The 24,683-nt window shown below is 49.9% G+C and carries 22 protein-coding genes; 19 read left to right on the top strand and 3 right to left on the bottom strand.

What is annotated here, in order from left to right; translation table 11 throughout:
* Window positions 1-187: 187 nt before the first annotated feature.
* The 9 genes from CBE73_RS05875 to metG all read left to right on the top strand — a co-directional run bounded on the left by CBE73_RS05875 (window position 188) and on the right by metG (window position 12,908).
* Window positions 188-1,072, top strand: coding sequence for a carbohydrate ABC transporter permease (locus CBE73_RS05875; protein WP_094093429.1), 885 nt, complete (start codon window positions 188-190; stop codon window positions 1,070-1,072).
* The gene (locus CBE73_RS05870) at window positions 1,072-1,902 is read left to right on the top strand and encodes a carbohydrate ABC transporter permease (protein WP_094093428.1); all 831 of its coding nucleotides are present in this window, start codon (window positions 1,072-1,074) and stop codon (window positions 1,900-1,902) included. The genes CBE73_RS05875 and CBE73_RS05870 overlap by 1 nt, the downstream gene beginning before the upstream one ends.
* A 25-nt stretch (window positions 1,903-1,927) precedes the next feature.
* Window positions 1,928-3,760, top strand: a complete 1,833-nt coding sequence (locus tag CBE73_RS05865; RefSeq protein WP_094093427.1) for a cache domain-containing sensor histidine kinase — start codon at window positions 1,928-1,930, stop codon at window positions 3,758-3,760.
* Entirely contained in the window at window positions 3,750-5,366 is a 1,617-nt protein-coding gene (locus tag CBE73_RS05860; RefSeq protein WP_094093426.1) for a response regulator, read from the top strand. The genes CBE73_RS05865 and CBE73_RS05860 overlap by 11 nt, the downstream gene beginning before the upstream one ends.
* A gap of 8 nt (window positions 5,367-5,374) precedes the next feature.
* On the top strand, window positions 5,375-7,093 hold the full coding sequence (gene nagZ, locus CBE73_RS05855; protein WP_094093425.1) for a beta-N-acetylhexosaminidase: 1,719 nt from the start codon (window positions 5,375-5,377) through the stop codon (window positions 7,091-7,093).
* Between the two features lie 165 nt (window positions 7,094-7,258).
* A complete protein-coding gene (locus tag CBE73_RS05850; RefSeq protein ID WP_094093424.1) occupies window positions 7,259-9,589 on the top strand; it encodes a stalk domain-containing protein in 2,331 nt (776 codons plus the stop codon).
* Between the two features lie 202 nt (window positions 9,590-9,791).
* On the top strand, window positions 9,792-10,229 hold the full coding sequence (locus tag CBE73_RS05845) for a Fur family transcriptional regulator (RefSeq protein WP_094093423.1): 438 nt from the start codon (window positions 9,792-9,794) through the stop codon (window positions 10,227-10,229).
* Window positions 10,229-10,501 carry a membrane protein insertion efficiency factor YidD gene (yidD, locus tag CBE73_RS05840; protein ID WP_217349735.1) on the top strand — a complete coding sequence of 91 codons (273 nt, stop codon included), beginning with the start codon at window positions 10,229-10,231 and terminating at the stop codon, window positions 10,499-10,501. The genes CBE73_RS05845 and yidD overlap by 1 nt, the downstream gene beginning before the upstream one ends.
* A 382-nt stretch (window positions 10,502-10,883) precedes the next feature.
* A complete protein-coding gene (gene metG, locus CBE73_RS05835) occupies window positions 10,884-12,908 on the top strand; it encodes a methionine--tRNA ligase (RefSeq protein ID WP_094093421.1) in 2,025 nt (674 codons plus the stop codon).
* A 123-nt stretch (window positions 12,909-13,031) separates the two neighbouring features.
* On the opposite strand, the gene ypfJ is transcribed toward metG, so the two are convergent.
* Window positions 13,032-13,898: a KPN_02809 family neutral zinc metallopeptidase gene (ypfJ, locus tag CBE73_RS05830; protein WP_094093420.1), complete on the bottom strand. Its 867-nt coding sequence runs from the start codon at window positions 13,896-13,898 to the stop codon at window positions 13,032-13,034.
* 259 nt (window positions 13,899-14,157) lie between these two features.
* On the opposite strand from ypfJ, the gene CBE73_RS05825 reads away from it, so the two are divergent.
* The 4 genes from CBE73_RS05825 (at window position 14,158) to CBE73_RS05810 (ending at window position 18,329) form a co-directional block, all read left to right on the top strand.
* The gene (locus CBE73_RS05825; protein ID WP_425320413.1) at window positions 14,158-14,880 is read left to right on the top strand and encodes a cytochrome c biogenesis CcdA family protein; all 723 of its coding nucleotides are present in this window, start codon (window positions 14,158-14,160) and stop codon (window positions 14,878-14,880) included.
* A gap of 188 nt (window positions 14,881-15,068) precedes the next feature.
* The gene (mntR, locus tag CBE73_RS05820) at window positions 15,069-15,494 is read left to right on the top strand and encodes a transcriptional regulator MntR (protein ID WP_094093418.1); all 426 of its coding nucleotides are present in this window, start codon (window positions 15,069-15,071) and stop codon (window positions 15,492-15,494) included.
* A gap of 112 nt (window positions 15,495-15,606) precedes the next feature.
* Entirely contained in the window at window positions 15,607-17,271 is a 1,665-nt protein-coding gene (locus tag CBE73_RS05815; RefSeq protein ID WP_094093417.1) for a family 10 glycosylhydrolase, read from the top strand.
* A gap of 89 nt (window positions 17,272-17,360) precedes the next feature.
* A complete protein-coding gene (locus tag CBE73_RS05810; RefSeq protein ID WP_094093416.1) occupies window positions 17,361-18,329 on the top strand; it encodes a patatin-like phospholipase family protein in 969 nt (322 codons plus the stop codon).
* Here the strand turns inward: CBE73_RS05810 and CBE73_RS05805 are convergent.
* The gene (locus CBE73_RS05805) at window positions 18,326-18,655 is read right to left on the bottom strand and encodes a hypothetical protein (RefSeq protein WP_094093415.1); all 330 of its coding nucleotides are present in this window, start codon (window positions 18,653-18,655) and stop codon (window positions 18,326-18,328) included. The two genes, CBE73_RS05810 and CBE73_RS05805, sit on opposite strands and share 4 nt — an antisense overlap.
* Window positions 18,656-18,660: 5 nt before the next feature.
* Complete coding sequence (locus tag CBE73_RS05800) at window positions 18,661-19,656, bottom strand: DUF1385 domain-containing protein (RefSeq protein ID WP_094093414.1); 996 nt, start codon at window positions 19,654-19,656, stop codon at window positions 18,661-18,663.
* 195 nt (window positions 19,657-19,851) lie between these two features.
* Between CBE73_RS05800 and CBE73_RS05795 the strand changes: the two genes are divergently transcribed.
* The 6 genes from CBE73_RS05795 to CBE73_RS05770 all read left to right on the top strand — a co-directional run bounded on the left by CBE73_RS05795 (window position 19,852) and on the right by CBE73_RS05770 (window position 24,645).
* Complete coding sequence (locus CBE73_RS05795) at window positions 19,852-20,400, top strand: YqhR family membrane protein (RefSeq protein WP_094093413.1); 549 nt, start codon at window positions 19,852-19,854, stop codon at window positions 20,398-20,400.
* A 79-nt stretch (window positions 20,401-20,479) separates the two neighbouring features.
* Window positions 20,480-20,923, top strand: a complete 444-nt coding sequence (aroQ, locus tag CBE73_RS05790) for a type II 3-dehydroquinate dehydratase (RefSeq protein WP_094093412.1) — start codon at window positions 20,480-20,482, stop codon at window positions 20,921-20,923.
* Between the two features lie 12 nt (window positions 20,924-20,935).
* Window positions 20,936-22,009: a M24 family metallopeptidase gene (locus CBE73_RS05785; protein ID WP_094093411.1), complete on the top strand. Its 1,074-nt coding sequence runs from the start codon at window positions 20,936-20,938 to the stop codon at window positions 22,007-22,009.
* 82 nt (window positions 22,010-22,091) lie between these two features.
* On the top strand, window positions 22,092-22,649 hold the full coding sequence (gene efp, locus CBE73_RS05780) for an elongation factor P (protein ID WP_094093410.1): 558 nt from the start codon (window positions 22,092-22,094) through the stop codon (window positions 22,647-22,649).
* Between the two features lie 263 nt (window positions 22,650-22,912).
* Window positions 22,913-24,166 (top strand): aspartate kinase, encoded by a 1,254-nt coding sequence (locus tag CBE73_RS05775; protein WP_094093409.1) that lies wholly within the window; start codon window positions 22,913-22,915, stop codon window positions 24,164-24,166.
* A gap of 212 nt (window positions 24,167-24,378) precedes the next feature.
* A complete protein-coding gene (locus CBE73_RS05770; protein WP_094093408.1) occupies window positions 24,379-24,645 on the top strand; it encodes a YqhV family protein in 267 nt (88 codons plus the stop codon).
* Window positions 24,646-24,683 lie beyond the last annotated feature (38 nt).

The following is a 24,683-nucleotide window of genomic DNA, read 5'->3' as shown; positions in this document are numbered from 1 at the left end:
CATTTACAGCAGTGGCTCTTACAGCAGCGACTCTTGCAGGAGCGGTTCTTACGGTACCTGCTCGTACAACAGCTGCTCTTGAGCATCGACTCATGCAGTAACCCCGGCTGCAGGCCGGTGAAATTGCCGGTTGGTTCCGATCAATTTGCCCTGCTAGGATGAACGAAAACGTCTTGTGGAGGTCCTCATGAATAAAGCGTTAAGAAGCCCAACGATCTTTCTTTTATTTATCCTGCCGGCTCTGATCTTGTTTGTTATGTTTTTTATTTATCCGATCTTTTCCTCCATTTACTACAGCTTTACAAGCTGGAATGGGGTTTCCACACATGTGAAAGGGATCGGGCTCGACAATTACACGAAAGCATTGGAACAGAAGCGGTTCTGGGTTTCGGTTCAGAATAACGGCTGGTTTATCGTCTTCTCCGTCTTTATCCAGGTGCCGCTAATCGTGCTGTTCTCCCTGCTGATCGCCCATGTCAAAAAGCTAAAGGGTTTATACAAGACGACCGTCTTTCTGCCTTCCATTATGTCTACGGCGGTCATCGGCATTTTATGGGGTTTTATCTACGAACCGGATATCGGGCTGCTCAACCAGATTTTGGGCACCTTCGGCATTCAACCGATTTATTGGTTGTCTGACGAACGTTTTGCTATGTTATCCATTCTCATTACCAATGCCTGGCAGTGGACAGGGTTTTACATTGTGATGGTGCTTGCGGCGATTTTGTCCATTCCGGGCGAACTTGATGAAGCGGCCGCCATCGACGGTGCAACTGCGTTTCAAAGAGCAACGCAAATTACTTTACCCCTGATCAGACCGATTATTTCCGTGGTCATTATGCTGTCGATTGCCGGTGCCATGAAAGCGGCTGATATCGTCCTGGTCATGACCAAGGGAGGGCCGGCCGGCTCAACGGAAGTCATGGCGACTTATATGATCAAATATGCGATTACCAACTTCAAATACGGCTACGGGAACACGATCGCTGTGCTTATCTTTATCTTTACTGTCATCATTACGGTGTTGTACCAGCTGCTGATTGCCCGTCGCAACGAAAGGATTGAATACTGATGGCCCATACATGGAAAAAAGGACTGCCGCATTTCTTTCTGCTCTTGTATCTGGTCGTCATTTTGTTCCCGTTCCTGTTTGTCCTGTTTTCCTCGGTTAAACCGGATAACAATGCCATTGCTTTGAATCCGTTTGGCATTCCCCACAAGCTGGTCTTTCAAAATTACGTGGAGGCGTGGGTTAATGCTAAAATCAGCACCTATTTTTTTAACAGCTTATATATTTCCATTCTCTCTTCAGTCGTCAGCATTCTGCTAGGGGCGATGTTTGCCTTTGCGGTAACCCGCATGAGATATGGGCGTGTGGCTGCAGCACTGTTCGGGCTGGTGCTTGTTGGGATGCTCATTCCAAACAACGCGCTGATGCTGCCGATTTATACGCTGGTCAGAAAGCTGCATATCCTGGACACTCACTGGGCGTTAATTATTCCTTATGTGGCAAATGCCATTCCGTTTACGATCATTATTTTGGCAGCTTTTATGAGATCTCTGCCCAGCGAAATTGAAGAGGCTGCGGTTATGGATGGATTGAGGTCGGGTGGCATCTTTGCTAGAATGATAGTACCTTTAACAGTCCCGGCGATGGTTACGGTGTTTATCGTCAATTTTCTGGGGAATTGGAACGAGTTCCTGCTGGCCAACTACTTCCTTTCCAATGATGACCTGAGGACGCTTCCGGTAGGGATGGTGCAGTTCCGGGATCAATATCAGATGAATTACGCGCAGATGTCGGCCGGAATTGTATTTTCCGTAGTGCCGGTTATTGTGATCTATGCCATCCTGCAGGAGAAAATCATTGAAGGGGTAACCGCCGGCAGCGTTAAGGGATAACGGCCTTGACAAGGAGCAGTTATATATGAATCTGCGCATTAAGCTTTTTACGGCCTTTCTATCTCTTGTCATCATCCCTTTATTTATCGTAGGCATCATAACTTTCTTTGCTATCTTTCATTATATTGAAACCAAATACAGCGATCAGGCGGAATACGCGCTGAAGTCGATCAGCTACAGCATCACCGGCGTCTTTGAGGAAATGGACAAAGTGACGGATGACGGGATCGCGAAAGGCGTATTCCAGATGGCGCTGAATTCAGGTAACCCCGACAACCAGAATCTTACAGCCAAAGATCAGCTTAGCCTTAATGCGAACCAGCGCAATTTCAGGTCGCTGCTGTACAATCATCCTTCCATCGATTATGCCTTTCTCTACAATTTGAAAGAGGGAGCGCAGGATAAACCCATCTCTATCTTTAACAAAGAAGATTTCAAGATGCTTCCGTTTGAGAAGTTCAAGCAGGAGCCCTTGTATCAGGAAGTCTTAAATTTGAAAGGCCAATCCAAGTGGATCGCCCCGCACGAATATCCGGAATTGACCGGCTCGGAGCAGGTTTTTACACAGATCAGACTGATTAAGGAACTCAGCTATCTGCAGAATGTCGGTATTCTGATCGTACAGGTGAAGAACTGGGAGTTTGAAGATATTTTTAAAAATTTGCAGCAGCGCAATCATTTAAAAGATACACGATTTCTGCTTGTCAATGACGAAGGCATGATTCTCTATGACTACCAGAACAAACTGGATGGTCATCCGATGAGCGAGTACACCGGGAAAAGCATTGCCGCTGCCAAAGGTAGCTATAAAAGCTTTAAAGCCCGTTTTGACGGTAAAGAAAGCGTAGTGTCAGTTTATCATTTGCAGGATTATTCCTGGAGCCTCGTCTCCGTGACGTCCTGGGACTATCTGTCCAGAGAGGTCATGACCTTCGCGGCCTGGTTTATGGTCATTCTCGGCATTTGTGTATTAACCGCCATGCTGTTTAACGCCTTCTTCATGAACCGGATTACCGGTACAATCGGCATCATCGTGCGGTTTATGCGCAAGGTGGAAGATGGAGATCTGAACGCCAGAGTTGAAGAGAAAGGTAATGATGAGCTGCTGCTTCTCCTGCAGGGATTCAATAATTTAACGGAGAAGATCGGCGGTCTGCTGGAAGAAGTGAAAGCCGAGCAGCAGCAGAAGGCCAAAGCCGAGCTGCGTGTGCTGCAGGCCCAGATCAAACCGCATTTTCTGTTTAATACGCTGGAGCTGATTAATGGTCTGGCCGTGCAGAACGAGGGCCGGAAGGTGAGCGAGATGGTGCTCAGACTTGGCAATATTTTAAGGATCAGCATTCAGGATCGGGAGGAAATTCCGCTTTGGCTGGAATTGGAGCACCTGACCAGCTATTTGGAAATCCAGAAATACCGGTGGGACGATTTGTTTGATTACACGATCGACATTCCGGAGGAAATGCTTAATTATCAAGTGCTGAAGCTGATGCTCCAGCCTTTGGTCGAGAACAGCATCCAGCATGGCTTTGAAGGAATTCCTTATAAAGGCGAACTGCGTATTTCCGGCCGGGTGGAAGAAGACCGGATTCTGCTGAGAATCGAGGATAACGGTACAGGCATGACGGAAGCCGAGCTGCTGTCTAATTTGAATTTGGATGCGGAATCGAATGAGCAGCAAATGCAGACTTATTATCCGGGAGAAGAACGAAGAGGCATCGGGCTGCGTAATGTGGCCGACCGCATCCGGCTGCAGTACGGCAAGGATTACGGACTTTTTATATGTACAGCGCCCGGCATGGGCGTGGCGATTCAATGCATTTTACCAAAATACGAATTGGGTGATCCGCATGAAGCTTAAAGCGCTGCTCGTAGACGACGAATATCCGATTCTGAACAATTTGTCTAAAGTGCTGAAATGGGAAGAGCTCGGTGTGGAAATTGCCGGTATGGCCCGCAATGGAGATGAAGCTCTAAAGCTTGCAGAAGACCAGCAGATCGATATTATATTAAGCGATATTCGGATGCCGGTGATGGATGGATTATCGCTGGCCAAGGAAATCCGGGAACGCGGTATGAGTACGGAAATTCTGCTGCTGACCGGTTATCAGGAATTTGAATATGCGCGTACGGCTATACGCTACGGGGTTAGAGATTATATCAGCAAGCCGATTCATTACGAAATGCTGGAGCAGACGGTCGATAAAATCGCCAAGCAGATCCGGAAGGAGCGCGGAGCGAGCCGGCGTGACAACCAGCTGAATTCGGTGGTGAACTGGGCCAGCGAGCATTTTATTACTCAAATTTTGGCCGGGCATGGCCAGTTCCTTGCCGATGAGGAAGGAGAAGAGGAGCTTTTGTCGCATCAGCGGTACTCCGTTATGCTTGCTGATCTGGAAGGATATGCGAAATGCTCAACTCTCTGGACCCGGGAAGAGCGCAGACGTTTTAACTGCCGGATGAAGAAGCTGCTCAAAGAGCGGCTGCCGTTTGGGGGCGGGCAAACGGTACTGCAGCTTCGTGAAGGGGAATGGTTTGTCTTCTTCAACGCCGATTACCTGATGCAGGAATTCCGTGAACTGCTGCTCCCTGTCTATTCAGATCTTCAGCAGCTTGCCAGCCAGACTGGCGATATGGAGGTTCGGATTCTCGCTGAGAAAGGTCCGTTCTCGCTGAATGAGTTATCGGGTGTTTATCACCGAATTCAGCGGTCGATGCTCCTGACGCCATCTGAAGAATGGCTGTTGAATGGAGAAGAACTTAAATCCGGCCTTTATGAAGCTCCGGAGGAAACTCCGGAATCCCAGTGGCGCTGGCTTGAACGGATTAGCAGCGCGCTGCGCGGCGAAGACGAGCATGCTGTCCGCAAGGTTATTGACGAGCTGAAGACTTATTTGGCTATGCTCGATGAACATGCCGCACTGCGGGCGGAGAAAATGCTTCATTATATGCTGATCCATCTCCTGAGAGAGATGAGAGAGCTGCAGCTGCTGAAGGATCACGAAGAAGAAGCGGTCTGGGAGGAATTGCAGCAGCCGCTTGGTTTGAAAGACTTGATGAACCTGCTGAGCGAATTGGCCGTCCGGCCAAAAGGGCCTGCTTCATCAAGAAAGCCGGCGGAGCAGTTGATGGCATCAGCGGGCGATTATATTGCCAGACATTTAGGCGGTGACTTTGGCATTGAAGAGGTGGCCGACCATTTGGGAATCAGCTGCAGCTACTTTTGCCTGCTGTTCAAGAACCATTACGGTGAAACTTTTGTCGAGTACGTGACCCGGCAGCGGATGGAGGCGGCCAAGAAACAGCTGGCGTCCAGCGATGCGAGTATTACGCAAATCGGTCAGGGGCTTGGGTATCAGGAACGACGTTATTTTACGAAGGTGTTTCAGAAATACACCGGGGTTACCCCATCCGACTACCGGGCGTCGGTAAACGACGGGGCTCAAAGCAACGTTATTAAGGAGTGAGGGCGGGCATGTTTAACCAGGAAACGATGAGTTTAGAGCAGAAGGTTGGCCAGTTATTCATTTGCGGATTCCACAGCTATACGCCGGATGAGCAGATTACGACTTTAATCGGGAAGTATCAGGTTGGAGGCGTTATTTATTTTCGCAGGAATGTTCAGTCTGCCCCTCAGCTGGCTAAGCTCTCCGGTGGTTTGCAGACGCTTGCCATGGAAGCCTTGAGCGGTTTACCGCTTCTGATTGCAATAGATCAAGAGGGAGGGATGGTTTCACGCCTCGATCATGATGGCATCAGCCGGATTCCCGGCAATATGTCCTTAGGAGCGGCGGACGATCCTGCGCTGACCGAGGCGATTGCGGCCCTGTCCGCCAAAGAATTAAACCTCCTGGGCATCAACATGAATTTTGCTCCCTGCGTCGATGTGAATAATAACCCGCTGAATCCGGTGATCGGGGTCAGGTCATATTCGGAAGATCCGATGAAGGTAGCTGTCCACGGGGAGGCCGCCGTACGCGGGTTTCAGGGGAGCGGGATTATTGCGACGGCCAAACATTTTCCCGGACATGGAGATACGGAAGTGGATTCCCATATGGGACTGGCGGTAGTCGGACATGATAAGCAAAGGCTTTATGACGTGGAGTTGCTCCCGTTTAAACGGATGATCCAGGCGGGAGTGAAAGCGATTATGACCGCCCATGTCGTTTTCCCGGCTTTTGAACCTAAAGGCACACCGGCGACGCTTTCCCGGGCTGTTCTTACCGATCTGCTGCGGGAAGAGCTGGAGTTTGAAGGGGTCATTGTGACCGACTGTCTGGAAATGAAGGCGATATCGGACCGCTACGGCGTTGCGGAAGGAGCAGTTATGGCTTTGGAAGCCGGAGCAGATCTTGTGCTTGTCAGCCATACGCTGGAGGAACAGACAGCGGCGATTGAGGCAGCGGTGGCGGCGGTGAAGTCCGGCCGATTGTCCGAAACGGCCATTGACCGTTCCTTACAGCGTATTTTGGCTCTGAAAAGCGGTCTGGCGACCGTAAATACGGCGGTAACGGCAGTGCCGTTTGCAGCACCGCAACATATGAAGCAAAGCCTGAAACAAGGCATCGAGCAAGGCACCCAACTAAACACGGAGCACGGTGTTCCTTTGCTTCCGTCAGAGCAGACCGTTCCGCTGCTTGAACAAGCAGCCGGGAAGTCGATAACGCTCGTTAAGAATGAGGGCAATCCACCAAGGCTCCCTCTGGATACTGCCCTGTCCACGCTTGTTGTTTGGCCCGAGCTCAGACACCGAACTGAAGTGGATGAAGCGGCTGAATACCGTTATACACTAGCTGATGCCTTACAGCCTTATTTGCCGGAAATCAAGCTGGCAGCGATCGGAACACGGGCGACGGACGAAGAAGTGCAGACCGTCCTGCGTGAGGCTGAAGCCTACAGTCAGGTAGTAGTGGTAACCTATACTTCGGAAGGAACCCTCCCTGAAGGCCAGGTGCGGCTGGTAAAGGGGCTTATGACGCAAAAACAGGAAAAAATAACGGTCGTGTCGGCAAGGAATCCTTATGACATCCAGGCATTTCCGGAGGTTCAGGCCTATTTGTGCGCCTATGAGAACAGGCCGTTTGCCCTTGATGCGGTTGCGGCTGTACTCGTAGGCCGCAGGCAGCCGGGCGGGCGGCTGCCTGTTACGCTATCCAATCAATTTCCCGTTGGAACAGGACTCACTTATCTTTAAATTCATCCCGAAAACCGGTAAATCTGACTTTTCAGGGGTCAGATTTACCGGTTTTTACATTTTTTTTGGTGTTTTAGCAACTTTCAACGTTACGAAGCGTTTAATAGTATGTTACTTTTGAACGAGAGTTTACAAGATTTTAATACAGAGATAAAGGAGCACATAATGAAATTCCGAAGACTTTTACTTTCTACGATTTTAGCAGCAACACAAATTGCCATGATTCTTCCAAGCGCAGGAGCGGACGCGGCTTCCGGCCAGGCAGCCGGTCAAGCTTATCAGCAGGACGGTTCATCGGCAGCTACTTCTAATGATTCGGCAGCCCAGAATTCCACAGATCAGACTGGAACGGAAACGTCTGACCCGGCTGCAACGCCAGATCCAGGAATGATCCCTAATCCAAACGTATCTTTAGATCCGGGTACGCCTGATCCTTCGGATGCAACCGATCCTTCGGCTTCGACCGATCCTTCGGATGCAGCGGACCCTTCAGATAGCCCGGCAGCAGGATCCTCTTCGGCGGACCCGAGTTCATCTGATCCAGCTTCCGGTACAGTGTCTGCTTCTAGCACTGGAACAGCCGCTAATTCGGCACAAGCCATCTCCGCAGCTTCACCGGGCAAACTCATTTTGCTGCTGAACAGCAACATTATGTACCAGAACGGGATTCAATATAAGTCGACAGAACCAATGGCAGTGAAGAACGGTGTGTCTTACGTGGCCATTCGCTCGCTGGTGAACCGGGTAGGACTTGCTATCCGTTATGAGAGTGCAACGAAAGAAACCGTCATTACCCGCGGTTCCGATGAGATGCGCTTTAAGCTGAACAGCAACACTTATAAGGTGAACGGTGTTGTCACCACGATGAGAGGCAAATCCTATGCTACGAAGAACAGCAATTTTATGGTGCCTTTCACCGCAATTACGGCTGCACTGAAGCTGCCGTATGTGCTGGATAGCAAAACAAAACAAATCACGCTGGACGTCGCCTCCAAACCGACGGCCAAGTTCACGGTTCTGCCAAGCGAAATCATTGCAGGACAAACACAGGTTACTTATCAAACGATGTCTACAGCCCCTGCAGGGCAGTCCATTGTAAATGAGGAATGGACAGGCCGTCAGGAGATTTTCTCTACGCCAGGCTATTACGTTGTGAGCTACCGGGTGCAGGATTCGGCAGGCAACTGGAGTGACTGGTATTCGTTGACCATCAATGTTCAGAAGCCGCATACTCCGCCGGTTGCTGCTTTTACAACCGATAAAGATACTTACAAAATGGGTGAGAAGATCACTTACATCGACCAGAGCACTGACGAAGAGAATTCTATCACTTCAGTGATGTGGGAGAACAATAAGCTGGCGTTCTTTACACCAGGACCGCAAACCGTCCGGCTTAAAGTCACCAATAAATATGGATTGACTTCAACGGTTGAACATACAATCACCATTACGGGCGAAACGCTGTATAATGAGTCCGATTTTAACAAGCTGTTTGTGCCTGTAGGCGACAAATATCAATTTGAAGGCAGTCAGGTTCCAAGCTGGGACAAAGTAGATTATACGTTCACTACTGAGCCTGTTACCTTGATTCGCAGCAACAGTCCGGAGACTAACTACAGCGAAGGTGTCCTGTACCGCGAAACAACCGTGGGAAGAGCCCGTTTTATGATCCACCATGCCAATGCGGTAGGCAAGGACGTTAAAATGTACGTCGTAGCAACGAATCTGAATGATTCGACAGCCAACCTGTTCATTGATACGCTTGGATTTGCGGGACCTAATGAAAATGCGACCGCAACCGGAAAAATGTCCGTTAAACGTTATTTCTCTTCCATGCAAACCCGTTCTGCGGAGCAGGATTTGACGCTCGCTCCAAATGAGCAAAAGCTTATTTTCAGTGAACTGAGCGCTCAGAACATCAAACCGGGTCAAGTCATTTCGCTGCTGTCGGATATTTATACCGACTATCCGGTCCAATTTGACGTGATCATGATTGACGCATCCAAAGATCCGTTAAAGACGCTGCCGCAGCTCAGTGTGCTGGCTCGCGACGGAGTGCATAACCGCGGAACCTATCCGGAAGCTAACCGGACCATTCAATATGACGAAGTGCTTGGCGACAAGCCGAAACGTCTTCTGATCGGGGACAATGCGAGCGATCCGTTCCAGCCTGGGTTCGATACGCCGTTCTATACTCCATCTACCAATGCCGGTAATTTTGGTGTTCTCTACAAGATCAGAACGTCCAGAGTAGCTCCGCATACGCTGATTACGTTTAACCCACGCGGCGGCACATATGTAGGCAGCATAATGGTCAACGGCATGATGGTCGATCTTCCGACTAATGGCGTGTTGAACGCTCCTAACGATGCTGCTGTGCTGTATCGTACCGGAGATAAGGAAGAAACGATTGATTTCGTCTTTACCGCTGCGCCGGGAAGCAATCTGTCTGTGAATTTGCTCTTCCAACCGCTTCCTGAAGAGAAACCGGAATAATCAGCACTAATTATTCGTTCATTCAATACAACGGCGTCAGGGTCCTGGACCTGCGCCGTCTTTTTTTATTGCAGAGGGATGTTAGTTTGACGCTTTCGTCAATTTACGGCATTATTAAAGAAGGATCACCAGCATAGAAGGTTAGTAGACCGCATGTTGGGATATATGGAATGAGGAAATACCGGAAGGGGAAGTGGCCTCTATGCTTTCAGCAGATGAAATTATTCAGAAGATGTCAAGCCAGGGTCTGCGGATCACGGATCAGCGCCGGACGCTTGCCAAACTTTTTGTGGATACAGACGGGTATTTGACGCCTAAAGACGTTTATGATTTTATGTGCAAAAAATATACGGGTCTCAGCTTTGATACGGTATACCGAAATCTGAGAATTATGGAAGAAATGGGCGTGCTTGAACAAATCGTGTTTGAGGACGGACTTAAGTTCCGTGCAAGCTGCAGCGATGAACATCATCACCATCACATGATTTGTTTAGGGTGCGAGAAGACTTATCCAATCCATTTCTGTCCGATGCCGTTAGCGGATGCGCCTGATCATTTTCAGGTCGTGAAGCATAAATTCGAGGTCTTCGGATACTGTAAGGACTGCCAGGCCAATCCCAAGCGGCAGGAGCAAATATGATGAAAATAACCCGCAGAACCGTGCAGGTGCCGATTCATGTTTACCGCAAGTTCATTTCTCCGCTGAAACCGCCGACCTGCCGGTTCTACCCGACGTGTTCGGCTTATGCGCTTGAAGCGATTGAAGTGCACGGTGCGCTGAAAGGAAGCTGGCTGGCGGCCAAACGAATCGCGAAGTGTCATCCTTTTCACCCCGGCGGGATCGACCTGGTGCCGCCCAAGAACACCGGAAAAGGCCGTCAGCTCGGCGGAAAGCAGGGCGAACACGCTTGACAGGGGTGTTTACTTTGCATATATTAGGAAATAATAGTTCTAACATAGTTTGTCCTGTGAACGGATAAGTACAGTGGTGAAGCAGCAGCAGAGAGCCGGGGGAAGCTGAGAACCGGTCTGGGGAACCGCTGGAAGATGGTCCGGGAGGATCTTCCTTCGAGCCGCATGATGCGGTAAGGCTGAAGCGCGAATCCGGCGTTAAAGGAAAGGTTCAGACATGAACCTGTTAAGCCTGCTGTCTGCGAAGCGGCAGGGAAATTGGGTGGTAACGCGTGAGTATGCTCTCGTCCCGAACCGGGACGGGAGTTTTTTGCGTTTGTCGCCTTTTTTTCATTAGACCCGAACACCGGGCAAACGGATATTTCATGAAGGAGTGGTTAACTTGGCAACAGACAACAAAACCTTTTACATCACGACACCGATTTATTACCCGAGCGACAAACTGCATATCGGTCACGCTTATACAACTGTAGCCGGTGATGCTATGGCCCGTTACAAACGTCTGCGCGGTTATGATGTGCGTTATTTGACGGGAACCGACGAGCATGGCCAAAAGATCGAACGGAAGGCCCAGGAGAAGGGGCTGACCCCTCAGCAGTTTGTAGATAACATTGTTGTAGGCATTAAAGAGCTGTGGAAGAAGCTCGACATCTCGAATGACGATTTTATCCGGACAACGGATACGAAGCATAAGCAGGTTGTGCAGGATATTTTTGACCAGCTGCTTCAGAAGGGGGATATCTACAAAGGGGAATATGAAGGCTGGTACAGCATCCCTGATGAAACGTATTATACGGAAACGCAGCTGGTCGATCCGATCAAAAATGACAAGGGCGAAATCATCGGCGGCAAGTCGCCGGACAGCGGCCATCCCGTTGAGCTGGTCAAAGAAGAGTCCTATTTCTTCCGGATGAGCAAATATGCGGATCGTCTTTTAAAGTTTTACGAGGAGAATCCAGGTTTCATTCAGCCGGAGTCCCGCAAGAACGAAATGATCAACAACTTTATCAAACCGGGACTAGAGGATTTGGCGGTCTCCCGTACGACGTTTGAATGGGGCGTAAAGGTGAAAGGTGATCCGAAACACGTTGTTTACGTGTGGATTGATGCTTTGTCCAACTATATTACAGCTCTTGGCTATGGCACGGAGAATCCGGAGCTTTATAATCGTTACTGGCCTGCGGATGTTCAGTTGGTCGGTAAAGAAATTGTCCGCTTCCATACGATTTACTGGCCGATTATGCTGATGGCTTTGGGGCTGCCGCTTCCGAAAAAGGTATTTGCCCATGGCTGGCTGCTCATGAAAGGCGGCAAAATGTCCAAATCCAAAGGCAACGTTGTGGATCCTAATACGTTGATCGACCGTTACGGCCTGGATGCTACACGTTATTATCTGCTGCGCGAAGTGCCGTTTGGCGCGGATGGCAGCTTTACGCCGGAAAGCTTTGTAGAACGGGTCAATTCTGATCTGGCCAACGATCTTGGCAATCTGCTGAACCGGACGGTAGCGATGGTTGGCAAATATTTTGACGGCGTGGCGCCTGCTTATATTTCCAATGCCACGGAATTTGACGCTGCCCTTACGGTAGCTGCGCAGAAGACGGTGGAGAAGGTCGAGGAGGTCATGGAGAACATGGAGTTCTCGGTGGCGCTTGCTTCCATCAGCCAGTTTATCAGCCGCACGAACAAATATATCGACGAAACCCAGCCTTGGGTGATGGCTAAAGACGGAGACAAACAGGAGCAGCTTGGCTCCGTTATGGTTCATTTAATGGAGTCGCTGCGGATTGCTTCGATCCTGCTGCAGCCGTTCCTCACGCAGGCCCCGGCCAAAATCTGGAGCCAATTAGGCATTACGCCTGGCGAATTGACCTCATGGGAAAGCGCAAAAAGCTTTGGCTTAATTCCGGCCGGCACACGTTTGGGCCAAGGAGAGCCGATCTTCCCGCGGCTTGACGCCGAGCAGGAAGTGGCTTATATCGCCGAGTCGATGACCGGCGGCGTTCCTGCGGCTGAAGAGAAGGCTGCCGGGGCGGCTGCAGAAGGCGCTAAGGCCGAAGCAGAAGAAGCCGCACCATTAAAAGAAGAAATCGGCATTGAAGATTTCGCTAAAGTTGAGCTGCGGGTAGCGCAGGTCGTGGCCGCTGAGGCAGTGAAGAAAGCCGATAAGCTGCTGAAGCTTCAGCTTGATCTTGGTTTCGAGCAGCGCCAGGTCGTATCAGGCATTGCCAAGTTCTACAGCCCTGAGGAGCTGGTTGGACGCAAGGTGATTGTAGTGGTCAACCTGAAGCCGGTTAAGCTGCGCGGCGAATTGTCGCAGGGGATGATTCTGGCCGCCTCCCAAGGCGATAAGCTGACGCTGGCAACGGTGCCTGACGATATGCCTAACGGGGCAGTAGTGAAATAAGGAATGACACTGTAATGGCATAATCCGTGCCAGACAAGCGATAATGACAAGAGGCCTTCCACCATGAACCCAAGGTTCGCGGTGGAAGGCTTCTTTTTCTTAAACGAGGAGCCGTCTTGATCATTAAAGGTTATTTATAAAACTGCTGGCGCTAAAGGTATCTCCACCCTCGATCGTGCCGTTCTCATATCCTTTATAGAACCAGCGTTTCCGTTGTTCCGAGGTGCCGTGCGTGAAGCTTTCGGGCACCACATAACCCTGGGCCTGCTGCTGGATCGTATCATCGCCAACCGCGCTGGCCGCAGTCAGCGCCTCGTCCAAATCACCCGCCTCCAGCAGGTTCTTGCCTTGTACATAATGAGCCCAGACACCAGCCAAATAATCGGCCTGAAGCTCCAGACGGACCTGGTATTGATTATATTCCGTTTCGCTGAGCCGGTTTCGGAGCGAATCCATTTTATCCATTGTCCCCAGCAGGGTCTGAACATGGTGGCCTACCTCGTGGGCAACGACATAGGCCATGGCAAAATCCCCCGGGGCCTGGAACCTTTGCTTTAACTCCTCATAAAAACTTAAATCAATGTAAAGGTTATGATCGCCAGGGCAATAAAAAGGCCCGATTGCAGACTGCGCTGTTCCGCAAGCGGATTGAACAGAGTCTCTGTACAAAACCAGCGTCGGTTTCTCATAGATCATTCCCCTATGGCGGAATACCTCGGTCCAGATGTCTTCGGTATCGGCCAGCACAACGGAAACAAACTGGGCCGCTTCCTGTTCCTGCTGGGTCGGCTGGTAGCCGGTAGTGTCAATATCAGAGCCTGTAAGACCGCTTAATATCGAAGAAGGGTTGCCGCCAAGCAGCGTCATCAGCAGAATAATGACGATGCCGCCGATTCCTCCTCCGATCAGCTTTCCGCCTCCTCCGCCCAAACCGCCCATGCTCCTGCGGTCCTCTACGTTTGAACTTCCTCGTCTGCCCTGCCACCGCATAGCCACTCCTCCTGTCATCCATGTTCTCGTTCGCCTTAATGCTTTACGGTTACTCATGATTAACCGGGAACGAGAAGGTTAACACGCCTGCCTCTCCCTTCATGAGTTTCTTATAAGGCGGATGGCCCGGACATTTTTTATCTTGGAAATTTATATAGTAGAGGATAAGGCACGGGACAAAGTGCCAGGCTCATCCAGCTTACCGGTTGGGTCTGGGATGTATACTGCCCCGGACGGATCAAGCTCTTAAGGAGGAAAAATGATGACAGACCAACTTCACATGGGGGCAGCTTTTGCCGCGGGGGTGGCCTCCTTTGTTTCACCCTGCTGTCTGCCGCTGTATCCTTCGTTTATCTCCTATATAACGGGGTTATCTTTGAATACGCTGAAGAACGAGTTAAACGAGCAGGACAACCGGAAGAAGGTCATGATGCATACGGCCGTTTTTATTGCCGGGTTTTCAGTTGTTTTCTATTCACTGGGTTATGGGGCGGGAGCGGTTGGGGTTTTGTTTCAAGACAACAGGGTATGGCTGCGCCAGATTTCCGGTGTGTTAATGATCATCATGGGCTTGTTCCTGTCAGGTTTGATTCAGCCAACCCTGCTGCTTAAGGAGTGGAAGCCGGGATGGGGCAGGCGTTCCGCGGCCGGGTATTTGGGATCCTTTCTGCTGGGGATCGGCTTTGCGGCGGGATGGTCTCCCTGCGTAGGACCTATCTTGGCTGGAGTGATTGCGCTTGCTGCCAGCGAACCAGGCGCCTGGATGAAGCTTATAACGGCTTATACGGCAGGTTTTGCGGTTCCCTTTTTTGTTTTTGCCTTTTACGTGGGCTCCGTGAAGACATTAAACCGGTATTCAGGCTGGGTGATGAAGGTCGGCGGAGCCGTGATGGTAGTGATGGGTCTGCTGTTATTTACGGGGCGGCTGACAGGGATTACGATCTGGCTGCAGCGGATAACGCCGGATTTTCTGATTTTTTAAATGAAATTTTCGAATTCGGTCTGACGTTATGCCATGCCGGCTTCCGTTCACCACGAGTCGTGGAAATATGAGCAAACAGTGGCGGGCAGCTGCCGGGACTTGCCAAGAAGTTGCAGAAACATGTATCATTAACAAGAGTGAAAAGTGTCGGCCGCTGGCCGTTTAACTTAGGAAAAGAGGGAAGCAGGATGCCAACGCCCAGCATGGAAGATTACTTGGAGCGCATCTACAAGCTGATTGACGAGAAGGGATACGCCCGCGTTTCGGATATCGCGGAAGGGCTGGAGGTTCACCCTTCATCCGTAACGAAAATGATCCAGAAGCTGGACAAAGATGAGTATTTGATCTACGAGAAATACCGCGGCCTTGTGCTTACAAGCAAAGGCAAGAAGGTTGGCAAACGGCTTGTCGACCGTCATGCGCTGCTGGAAGAATTTCTGGAGATGATCGGTGTTCAGGAAGAGAACATTTATAAAGATGTGGAAGGCATAGAGCACCATTTAAGCTGGGACTCCATTACGTGCATAGAAACATTGGTGGAATTTTTCCGCCGTGATAACAATCGTCTCGAGGAACTTCAAAATATTCATAACGAAATGATCAGCGGTTCGTAATTAGGCATCTGTCCTGCGGCAGATGCTTTCGTATTTTTTTGACGATAAGCGCAAGAAGCGCTGGGGAGATGGAGAGAACGGGATAACTAAATGATCTTGGGGAGGATCCATAATGCGTTTGTGGAAGAAAGCGGTGACGGCCTTAACGGCGATGACCCTGCTGTGCTCAGTAACGGCTATAACTGGACAAGGCGCGGTCAAAGCGGCAGAAACGGCGATCACGATGAACCTGGATGGCGTAGATTTAACAAGTGATGTGGCGCCTTATATAAAGTCTAATAGAACTTTTGTGCCTTTAAGAGTCATTTCGGAAGGTATAGGAGCATTTGTAGATTGGCAGGCAGACACAAAGACGGTTACGATCAAACAGAACAGCACCACGATTGAGATGGTGATGGGCAGCCGGACGGCTTTGGTGGGGGGAATCGCTTCTACGCTGGATGTACCCTTACAGTCCGTATCCGGACGAACAATGGTCCCGATCCGTTTTGTCAGCGAGCAGCTGGGTCTGATTGTTGACTGGAACGCTGACGCCAATCGAATCACGCTAACGACTCCCGGATGGATGGGCGGCGGTTCGGGTTCGGGCAATGGAGGAGCAGGAACCGGCGGTACAAACGGCGGAGGCTCCTCGAATGGTTCTGCTGTAACTCTTACAGGAAGCAATACCCTGCGGGGAGCCTGGATCGCTTCTGTCACCAATTTAGACTGGCCGAGCAGCGCTTCCAGAGGAAATGCAGCCAAACAGAAGCAGGAATTCTCCGATATGCTGGACAAACTTAAAGCCGAGGGAATCAACGCCGTGTTTGTTCAGGTAAGACCTTCTGCGGATGCGCTTTATCCGTCCAAGCTTGTACCTTGGTCGCAAGTGCTGACAGGGACTCCCGGCAAAGATCCGGGGTATGATCCGCTTGCCTTTATGATTGAAGAAGCGCACAATCGCGGCATGCAGTTTCATGCCTGGTTTAATCCGTTCAGGGTGACGGCAAGCGGAAGCGATACCAGCAAGCTGACTGCAAACAATGTGGCGGTTCAGCATCCGTCCTGGATCGTGAAGGCCAGCAGCCGTTTGTATTTGAATCCCGGTATACCGGCAGCTAGGCAACATATTATTGACGCGATTATGGAAGTCGTGAACAAGTACCCTGTTGACGGCATCCATCTGGATGACTATTTCTATCCTTCGGACGAGACGGCAGCCAATCCCTTTGATGACAGCGCTACATTCAAGGCCTATAACAGTAATGGCTTCAAGTCCAAAGCGGACTGGCGCAGAAATAATATCAACACCTTTGTAAGGGACTTGAGTGCCAGCATCCACGCCTCCAAACCTCAGCTGGTCTTCGGGATCAGCCCTTCGGGGATTTGGCGTAATCAGGCGACAGATCCAACGGGTTCGGCAACGTCCGGCCGGTCGGCGTATGACAGCGAATATGCGGATGCCCGGGTCTGGATTCAAGGCAAATATGTAGACTATATTGCTCCTCAGGTATACTGGAGCTTTGCAACGACTGCGGCTCCTTATGACAAGGTGGTGGACTGGTGGGCCAATGAAGTGAACGGTACCGGCGTCAAGCTTTATATCGGAATGGCTCCTTACAAAATCGGTTCCCCTGAGAAAGGCTGGCAGACCTCGCAAGAGATGATCAACCAGTTGAAATATAACGAACAGTTCAGCCAGATTCAAGGCAGTATCTTCTACCGTTCCAGCAGCCTGCTTAGCAATCCGTTTGGCTTGACGCAATTATTAAAGAGCTACTATGGAATTTCATCTTAATCAATAAAGATCATAAGACAGCCTCTGTCCTTCATACATAAGCAATAGCCTACTAAAGGCCAGCTTATCAAGGATGGGGGCTGTTTGCTGTGCTCATTAACGGCGTTTTTCAAGGTGGAGGGGTGAAAGGGATTTCACTGGCGGGCGCAGTGAAGGCAGCCGAACAAAGCGGTGTTCATTTTCACAGGCTGGCGGGAACCTCTTCTGGTTCGATTGTCGCCTCTCTGCTGGCGGCAGGATATACCGCCGACGAACTCAAGGACATCATCATGGGAACCTCCTTTACCAGCTTTCTGAGGCGCGCGCCTTTATTTAATATCACTTTAATAGGACCGGCATTAAGGGTTATCCTCAAGAAAGGTTTGTACTCAGGGGAAGCGCTTGAACAGTGGGTGAGAAGCGCATTGCTGCTCAAAGGAATCAGGACCTTCAATGACCTGGAACGGGGGAAATTATCGATTGTCGCTTCTGACATTACCCGGGGCAAAATTCTGGTGCTGCCGGATGATCTGATTCAATTAGGGTTTGATCCGGGCCGGTTTGAAGTAGCCAAAGCTGTCAGAATGAGCTGCAGTATCCCTTATTTCTTTGACCCGGTTATGCTGCGGATGGGACCGGCGATCAAGCGGGGGAGAACTTTTGCCGAGCAGTTCGTTTACGTGGTGGATGGAGGTGTGCTCAGCAATTTGCCTTTATGGCTGTTTGATCAAAGATCGCTTCCGAAGGAAGGCACAAGGATTCCAACAGTCGGGTTTCAAATGGTAGGAGAGACAACGGGCAAGCCACATCAGATTAAGGGGCCGTTTACGATGCTGGAGGCGATTGTGGAAACGATGCTATCCGCTCATGATGAACGTTATATCGAACAGTCCAAACGCTACCGCACCATTAAGATCCCCACACTCGGCGTAAGCACCACGCAGTTTTCTCTTACAGAAGAAGAAAGCCTGCGGCTTTACGAATCAGGCGTAAGCGCAGGCCAGGAATTTTTTAGAAATTGGGATTCCAAACATTATGAGACACAATACCAAAAGTATTTGCCTGCCTTAAATCTTTAATGATATTTGGGCAAATCTTCGTCATTTTTTCCTTTGTTGCCGTCGATGACCTGGAAAGGATAATGTTTTCTTTTGCCGTCGGACGAAGACCGGGGTGCTGCAGCCGAACGGCGCTGCGAAGCCGCGATCTTGGCCGCTGTCCGGGCCGAAGGTTTAACCTTTGGCCCTCTGCGGAAACGTTTAGGCGGATATTTATAGAGCACATACACCAAAGCAATCAATACGAGCGGTATGATCAAGGAAAGCCAGTTGCTGAGCAGCCCTTGAACCACCCCGATTGCAACGAGGACCATAACGATCCAGAAAATTAGGTTTTGTCTTCTCATGTTTATCACCCTTTCACGGGATCCAATGGGGAACCGCCCGGCACATGGCTGTGCACGGTTTCGTTCTCAAGCTGGGCATCCAGCTCGCGCATGCGGTTAAACGAAGCAATAGAAACTTCAACCTGTTCGTCGGTCGGTTCTTTGGTCGTCAGCAATTGAAGCCAAAGTCCCGGATATCCAAGAAAGCGTAGCAGCGGAATATCGCGGACCGAGTTGGTGAACTTGAGCAATTCAAAAGATAAACCAATGACTACAGGAAGAAGCAGCACACGGATGTACATTCTCTCCCAAATATTATCCCAATGGAAAAAAGAATAGACGATAACGCCGACAATGACCGTCAGAATAATAAAGCTGCTGCCGCAGCGGTAATGCAGGCGGCTGTACTTCTGCACGTTTGCTGGTGTCAGCTCCTCGCCGTTCTCGTAGGCGGTAATGACCTTGTGCTCAGCGCCATGGTATTGAAACAATCGTTTCACGACGGGCGTCAAGGAGATAAACCAGAGATAGGCAAGCAGAAGGATGATTTTGATAATTCCTTCTATTAGTGTATCCAGAACCCGGTTTTGAACAATCCGCTCGAAGAGCAGATCTTCAAGGACGGCCGGAACGAGTGTGAATATCAGTTTGCCGAATATAAAGGAAAGAATCCCGGCAATCGTAACGCCGACGATCATGCTGAGCGACCAGGACGATTCTTCTTTCTCTTTCTGCTTGGCGCGTTCCTCCGGCTCCATGCTGTCATCCGCCATGGCTTCGGCAGAATAATTAAGATGTTTGGAGCCTTTAGCGCTGGAATCGATAATGCTGACGATGCCTCTGATCAGCGGAATTTTACGAAGCGACTTGACCCATGATTTGTCCTCTCTCGGAACTTCAAGAAAGGTAATTTCGCCGTTCTTCCGGCGGACGGCGGTTACGTTAACGTGTTTGCCGCCGAACATTACACCTTCCATAACGGCTTGGCCGCCATAGATGACCGGACTATCTGTTTTCGGCACAATTTCACCTTCCCTAAATGTAATGAATAAATACAGACTTAAGCGTTTTCGGAGCCTGATCTAGTACAAATGCCCCGGTCCCCTTATTGTAGCGAATTTCGGATGCAAATTCTAGTTTGTTTAGCCTTTTTCAAATTGGTCATAATAAGGTACGACCCAATTACGGAAGGAATAGGCACAGAAGGGAATGATCTTATGGCGCGGCATAGTCAAGCCAGTCAAGCCGGATCCGGCAGAGACCGATCCGATCGGAGCAATCAGGTAGTTCAGAAACAGCATGAAACTCACGTGCTGTGGTTCTCGCTGCAGCTTGGTTTTTTTGCAGGTTTTATCTGGGGAGCAATCCACGGTTTTTTTTATTTTATGCGTTTTACGACCGTTGTCCCGGGATTTCTGGCGGAACCGTTCTTTAAGAACAGCTTTTTGAGATCTCAGCCGGGATATTATATAGGCTGGCTGTTTTTCATCGTCTTCTCGATTATTGCGTCCGTGCTGTATACGCTGCTGCTCCGCAAATTCAGGGGGCCGTGGCCGGGCATACTTTACGGTATCGCATGGTGGGCTATTATTTTCGGAGTTCTTGCCCCTTTGTATGCCCTAGCACCTTCGCTGCAGCGTCTGGGCTGGACAAGCATCATCAGCGAATTCTGCCTTTTTCTGCTGTGGGGGCTGTTCATCGGCTACACGGCGGCAATCGAATATACAGAGGATCGGTTAAGAGAACCCAAGAGAGCTCCGGTTTAAGGGAAAATACTTCTCAACTCTATCTTTCCTATGGTAAAATGAATTCTGGTTGTTTTAGAAGAAGAGGGGAGCGAACACGGTGAGCCGCATTTTGGTGCTGAATGGTCCTAATTTAAACATGCTTGGTATTCGGGAGCCCGGAATTTACGGATCTTCCACCCTTGCAGATATTGAGTCTGGATTATCCAGGCTTGCAGCCGAGTGGGGCATTGAACTCTCGTTCTTCCAATCTAATCACGAAGGGGCCCTGATTGATCGCATTCATGCGGCTTTTGGGAACATTGACGGAATCCTGCTGAATCCGGGAGCGCTGACCCATTATAGCTATAGTTTGCGGGATGCTCTGCAGACGGTGAATATTCCGGTTGTAGAAGTACATATGTCCAACATCCATGCGCGCGAAGCTTTTCGTCATACATCGGTTATTGCGCCCGTGGCTGTCGGTCAAATCGCCGGATTTGGCGCCGCCAGCTACGAATGGGGACTTGCAGCGCTGCATCGGCATCTATCAGCAGGCCATTAAGGAGATATGAGGATGGATAATCAACGAGTAAGCAAGGTGCGTAAAGCACTTCTTGAACGTCAATTAGACGGACTGCTGGTTGCTAGTCCGATTAACCGCCAATATTTGACGGGGTTTACGGGTTCTGCCGGTTATGTACTGATTACTGCAGATAAAGCCTATCTGCTCACAGATTTCCGGTACATGACCCAGGCTCCTCAGCAGGCAGTCGACTTTGAAGTGATTGAAGAGCATCGTCAGGACACGCTGGACATTATTAAAGGGCTGCTTGAAGCAGGTAAAGTCAAACGACTGGGATTCGAGAATGAGCTGATGTCCTACTCCACCTATGTCAAATATTCGGAAGCTTTGAAACCGTTTGAGCTGGTTCCCGCCAGCGGACTGGTGGAAGAGATCCGTATGTTTAAGGACGAGGAAGAGCTTGCGGTTATGAAGGAAGCAGCCGATGTGGCTGACCGTGCTTTCCTCCATATGATTGACGTGATTAAACCCGGTATAACCGAGTTGGACGGAGCATTGGAATTGGAATTCTTCATGCGGAAGAACGGAGCATCTGCGACTTCTTTTGATACCATTTTTGCCTCCGGAGAACGTTCGGCCCTGCCGCACGGTGCAGCCAGCTCAAAGGTTGTAGGGACTGGGGAACTGTTAACGATGGATTTCGGCGCCCTGCTTAAAGGGTATTGTTCGGATATCACCAGAACGGTTATGGTAGGTAAACCGAGTGAGAAGCAGCAAGAAATCTATAATATCGTTCTTGAAGCACAGCTTCATACTTTAGAGCATCTTCGTCCGGGTATGACTGGACGTGAAGCGGATGCGCTTGCCCGCGATGTCATTACCCGTCACGGATATGGTGACCAGTTTGGTCACAGCACCGGCCACGGTCTTGGCATGGAGGTTCATGAGGCTCCTAACTTGTCCAAAGTGAGCGACACCGTTCTTAAACCGGGTATGGTGGTAACCGTTGAGCCGGGGATTTATATTCCGGGCTTCGGCGGGGTACGGATTGAAGACGATGTTGTCATTACGGAGACGGGCGTACGCCGCCTGACCGAGTCCACCAAAGAATTGATTATTTTGTAAGCCGGTTCCCATGAAGCGGTTTAGCCGATGCGCTTGATAGCGCCAAACAACATACGCTTGACTATTTTGAGGAGGTTATTTTGTGATTTCAGTAAACGATTTGAAAACAGGCCTTACAGTAGAAGTGGAAGGAGATATCTTCACGATCATCGATTTCCAACACGTTAAACCAGGTAAAGGTGCAGCATTTGTGCGTACCAAAATGAAAAACCTCCGCAATGGCAATACGGTTGAGCGCACTTTCCGTGCAGGTGAAAACATTGGCCGTGCACAAATCGAAAACCGCGACGTACAATATTTGTATGCCAGCGCCCAAGAGCATACTTTCATGGATAATGAAACCTATGATCAATTTACGCTGACTTCCGATCAGCTGGAATGGGAGCTGAACTTCCTGAAAGAAAACATGAACGTTAAAATCTCCAGCTACCAAGGCGAAATCCTGGGTATTAACCTGCCGATGAGCGTTGAGCTTAAAGTCGTTGAAACTGAGCCGGGCATCAAAGGAAACACGGCTACAGGCGCAACTAAAAATGCTAAGCTGGAAACTGGCCTGAACGTTCAGGTTCCGCTGTTCATCAATGAAGGCGATGTGCTTCTGATCGATACACGCGAAGGAAAATATGTTTCCCGCGCCTAAAAATGAATGCTTCTCCGCAGCCGCGTAAGCTGCTGCGGGTTTGCCGCCGTGCGCGGCGGAAGAATTCCTCCACCGCCAAGGTGGGGGATTTTTTTTGTTCAAACAGGAAAGATCTGGGACTGCAGAGCGTAACGGTTCAGGGTCTGTTACAAAAATGAGGAAAAAGATTGACTTCGGGCGTCGACTTTCCTATTATACTGAGTTAAAGTGATAAAATAACAGGGCAAGTCAGATTTTTAAAGAGCGAAATGGGAGTGAACGTTTTGGCATTATACGTCATGAAGTTTGGCGGCAGCTCCGTTGGCGATATTGAGCGGATGCAGCGAGTCGCAAGACGCGTTATGGAGAAACAGGAAGAGGGCCATCGCTGTGTAGTTGTCGTTTCTGCGATGGGGGATACAACAGACGATTTGATCGACCAGGCTAAAATGTTAAACCCGAATCCGCCTGCTCGTGAAATGGATATGCTGATGACAACGGGAGAGCAGATTTCGATTGCTTTGTTGTCGATTGCTATTCATCAGCTCGGAGGCAAAGCGGTTTCTTATACAGGCTGGCAGGCCGGCTTCCGCACGGAACCCGTGCATGGCAATGCCCGGATCAGCGATATCCAGCCCGAACGTGTGCTGAAGGCTTTGGAGGAAGGAAACATTGTTGTCGTTGCCGGGTTCCAGGGCATGTCAGAAGACCGGGAAATTACGACTTTCGGGCGCGGCGGCTCGGATACGACTGCCGTGGCGCTTGCGGCAGCCATCGAGGCTGATGTTTGTGAAATTTACACCGACGTAGACGGCATCTACTCCACCGATCCGCGGATCGTATCTTGCGCACGAAAGCTGAACGAGATTTCTTACGACGAGATGCTGGAGCTTGCCAATCTGGGGGCAGCGGTGCTGCATCCGAGAGCGGTTGAATACGCCAAGCATCATCAGGTGAAGCTGGTTGTCCGCTCAAGTTTCAATAAAAATGAAGGAACGGTTGTTAAGGAGGATGTCACGATGGAGCAAGGTGTTGTAGTCAGCGGGATTGCCTACGATAAAAATGTAGCCCGGATCACGATTATGGGAGTTTCCCACGTACCGGGAGTTCTGGCTAAAGTGTTTGGTGCGCTGGCAGAAGCGCAGATCAACGTCGATATTATTGTTCAAAACGGAGTGCAGGACGGGAAAGCTGACTTCTCCTTTACCGTATCGCTCGGCGAACGTCAGAAAGCACTGGATGTCATCGAAAGCATCCGGGGCGAGGTTCCTTACCGGGAAGCCACTTCTGAAGAAGATTTGGTCAAAGTTTCGATCGTGGGTGCCGGCATGGTCAGCCATCCGGGCGTAGCTGCGAAAATGTTCGACGTGATTTCCCAGCAGGGCGTAAATATCAAAATGGTAAGTACCTCTGAAATCAAAACATCCTGCGTCATTGACCGTGAGAAATTAAGCGATGTGGTTCGCGCCCTTCATACGGCTTATGGTCTGGATACAACTGAAAAAGCGTTTGTCGGCGGTCCTCAAGAACGCCGTTAAGATCATTTATCAGCTGATTTTAATAGGTTATAGGCAAACTCTTAGTTAAAAACTTTGCAAAACTAACAAGCTGCTCCTGTCTTCTTATTTAGAAGAACGGGGGCGGCTTGTTTTTTTATTTAGAACAATTGGCGAAACAGGCGATTACATGGACTAAAACCGGGACAGGCTGCATATCGATAAGTACATCCGGACAAAGTAGGAGGTTTATTATGCTGGATAAATTTGTATTAAGTATGGCTTCTCTTCGTATATTGTCAGGCTCCGCCGAGATTTTGGCAGCTATTCTGATGCTGAAGCTGGGCCGGGTGGACAAGGCTCTTGCCGTCAATTCAGCACTTGCTTTTGTGGGCCCGACGATTCTGATTCTTACGACTTCCATCGGTCTAGCAGGCATGGCAGACAAGCTTTCCTGGGGCAAAATGGCCTGGATTGCTTGCGGCGTATCTTTCCTCTTAATCGGGATCCTGAAGAAATAATAGATTCCGTCATAAAAGATAGGTACAAGCATAAAATA

It is taken from the genome of Paenibacillus physcomitrellae, assembly GCF_002240225.1.
Classification (GTDB): domain Bacteria; phylum Bacillota; class Bacilli; order Paenibacillales; family Paenibacillaceae; genus Fontibacillus; species Fontibacillus physcomitrellae.
This window is presented reverse-complemented; position numbering and strand designations above follow the sequence as displayed.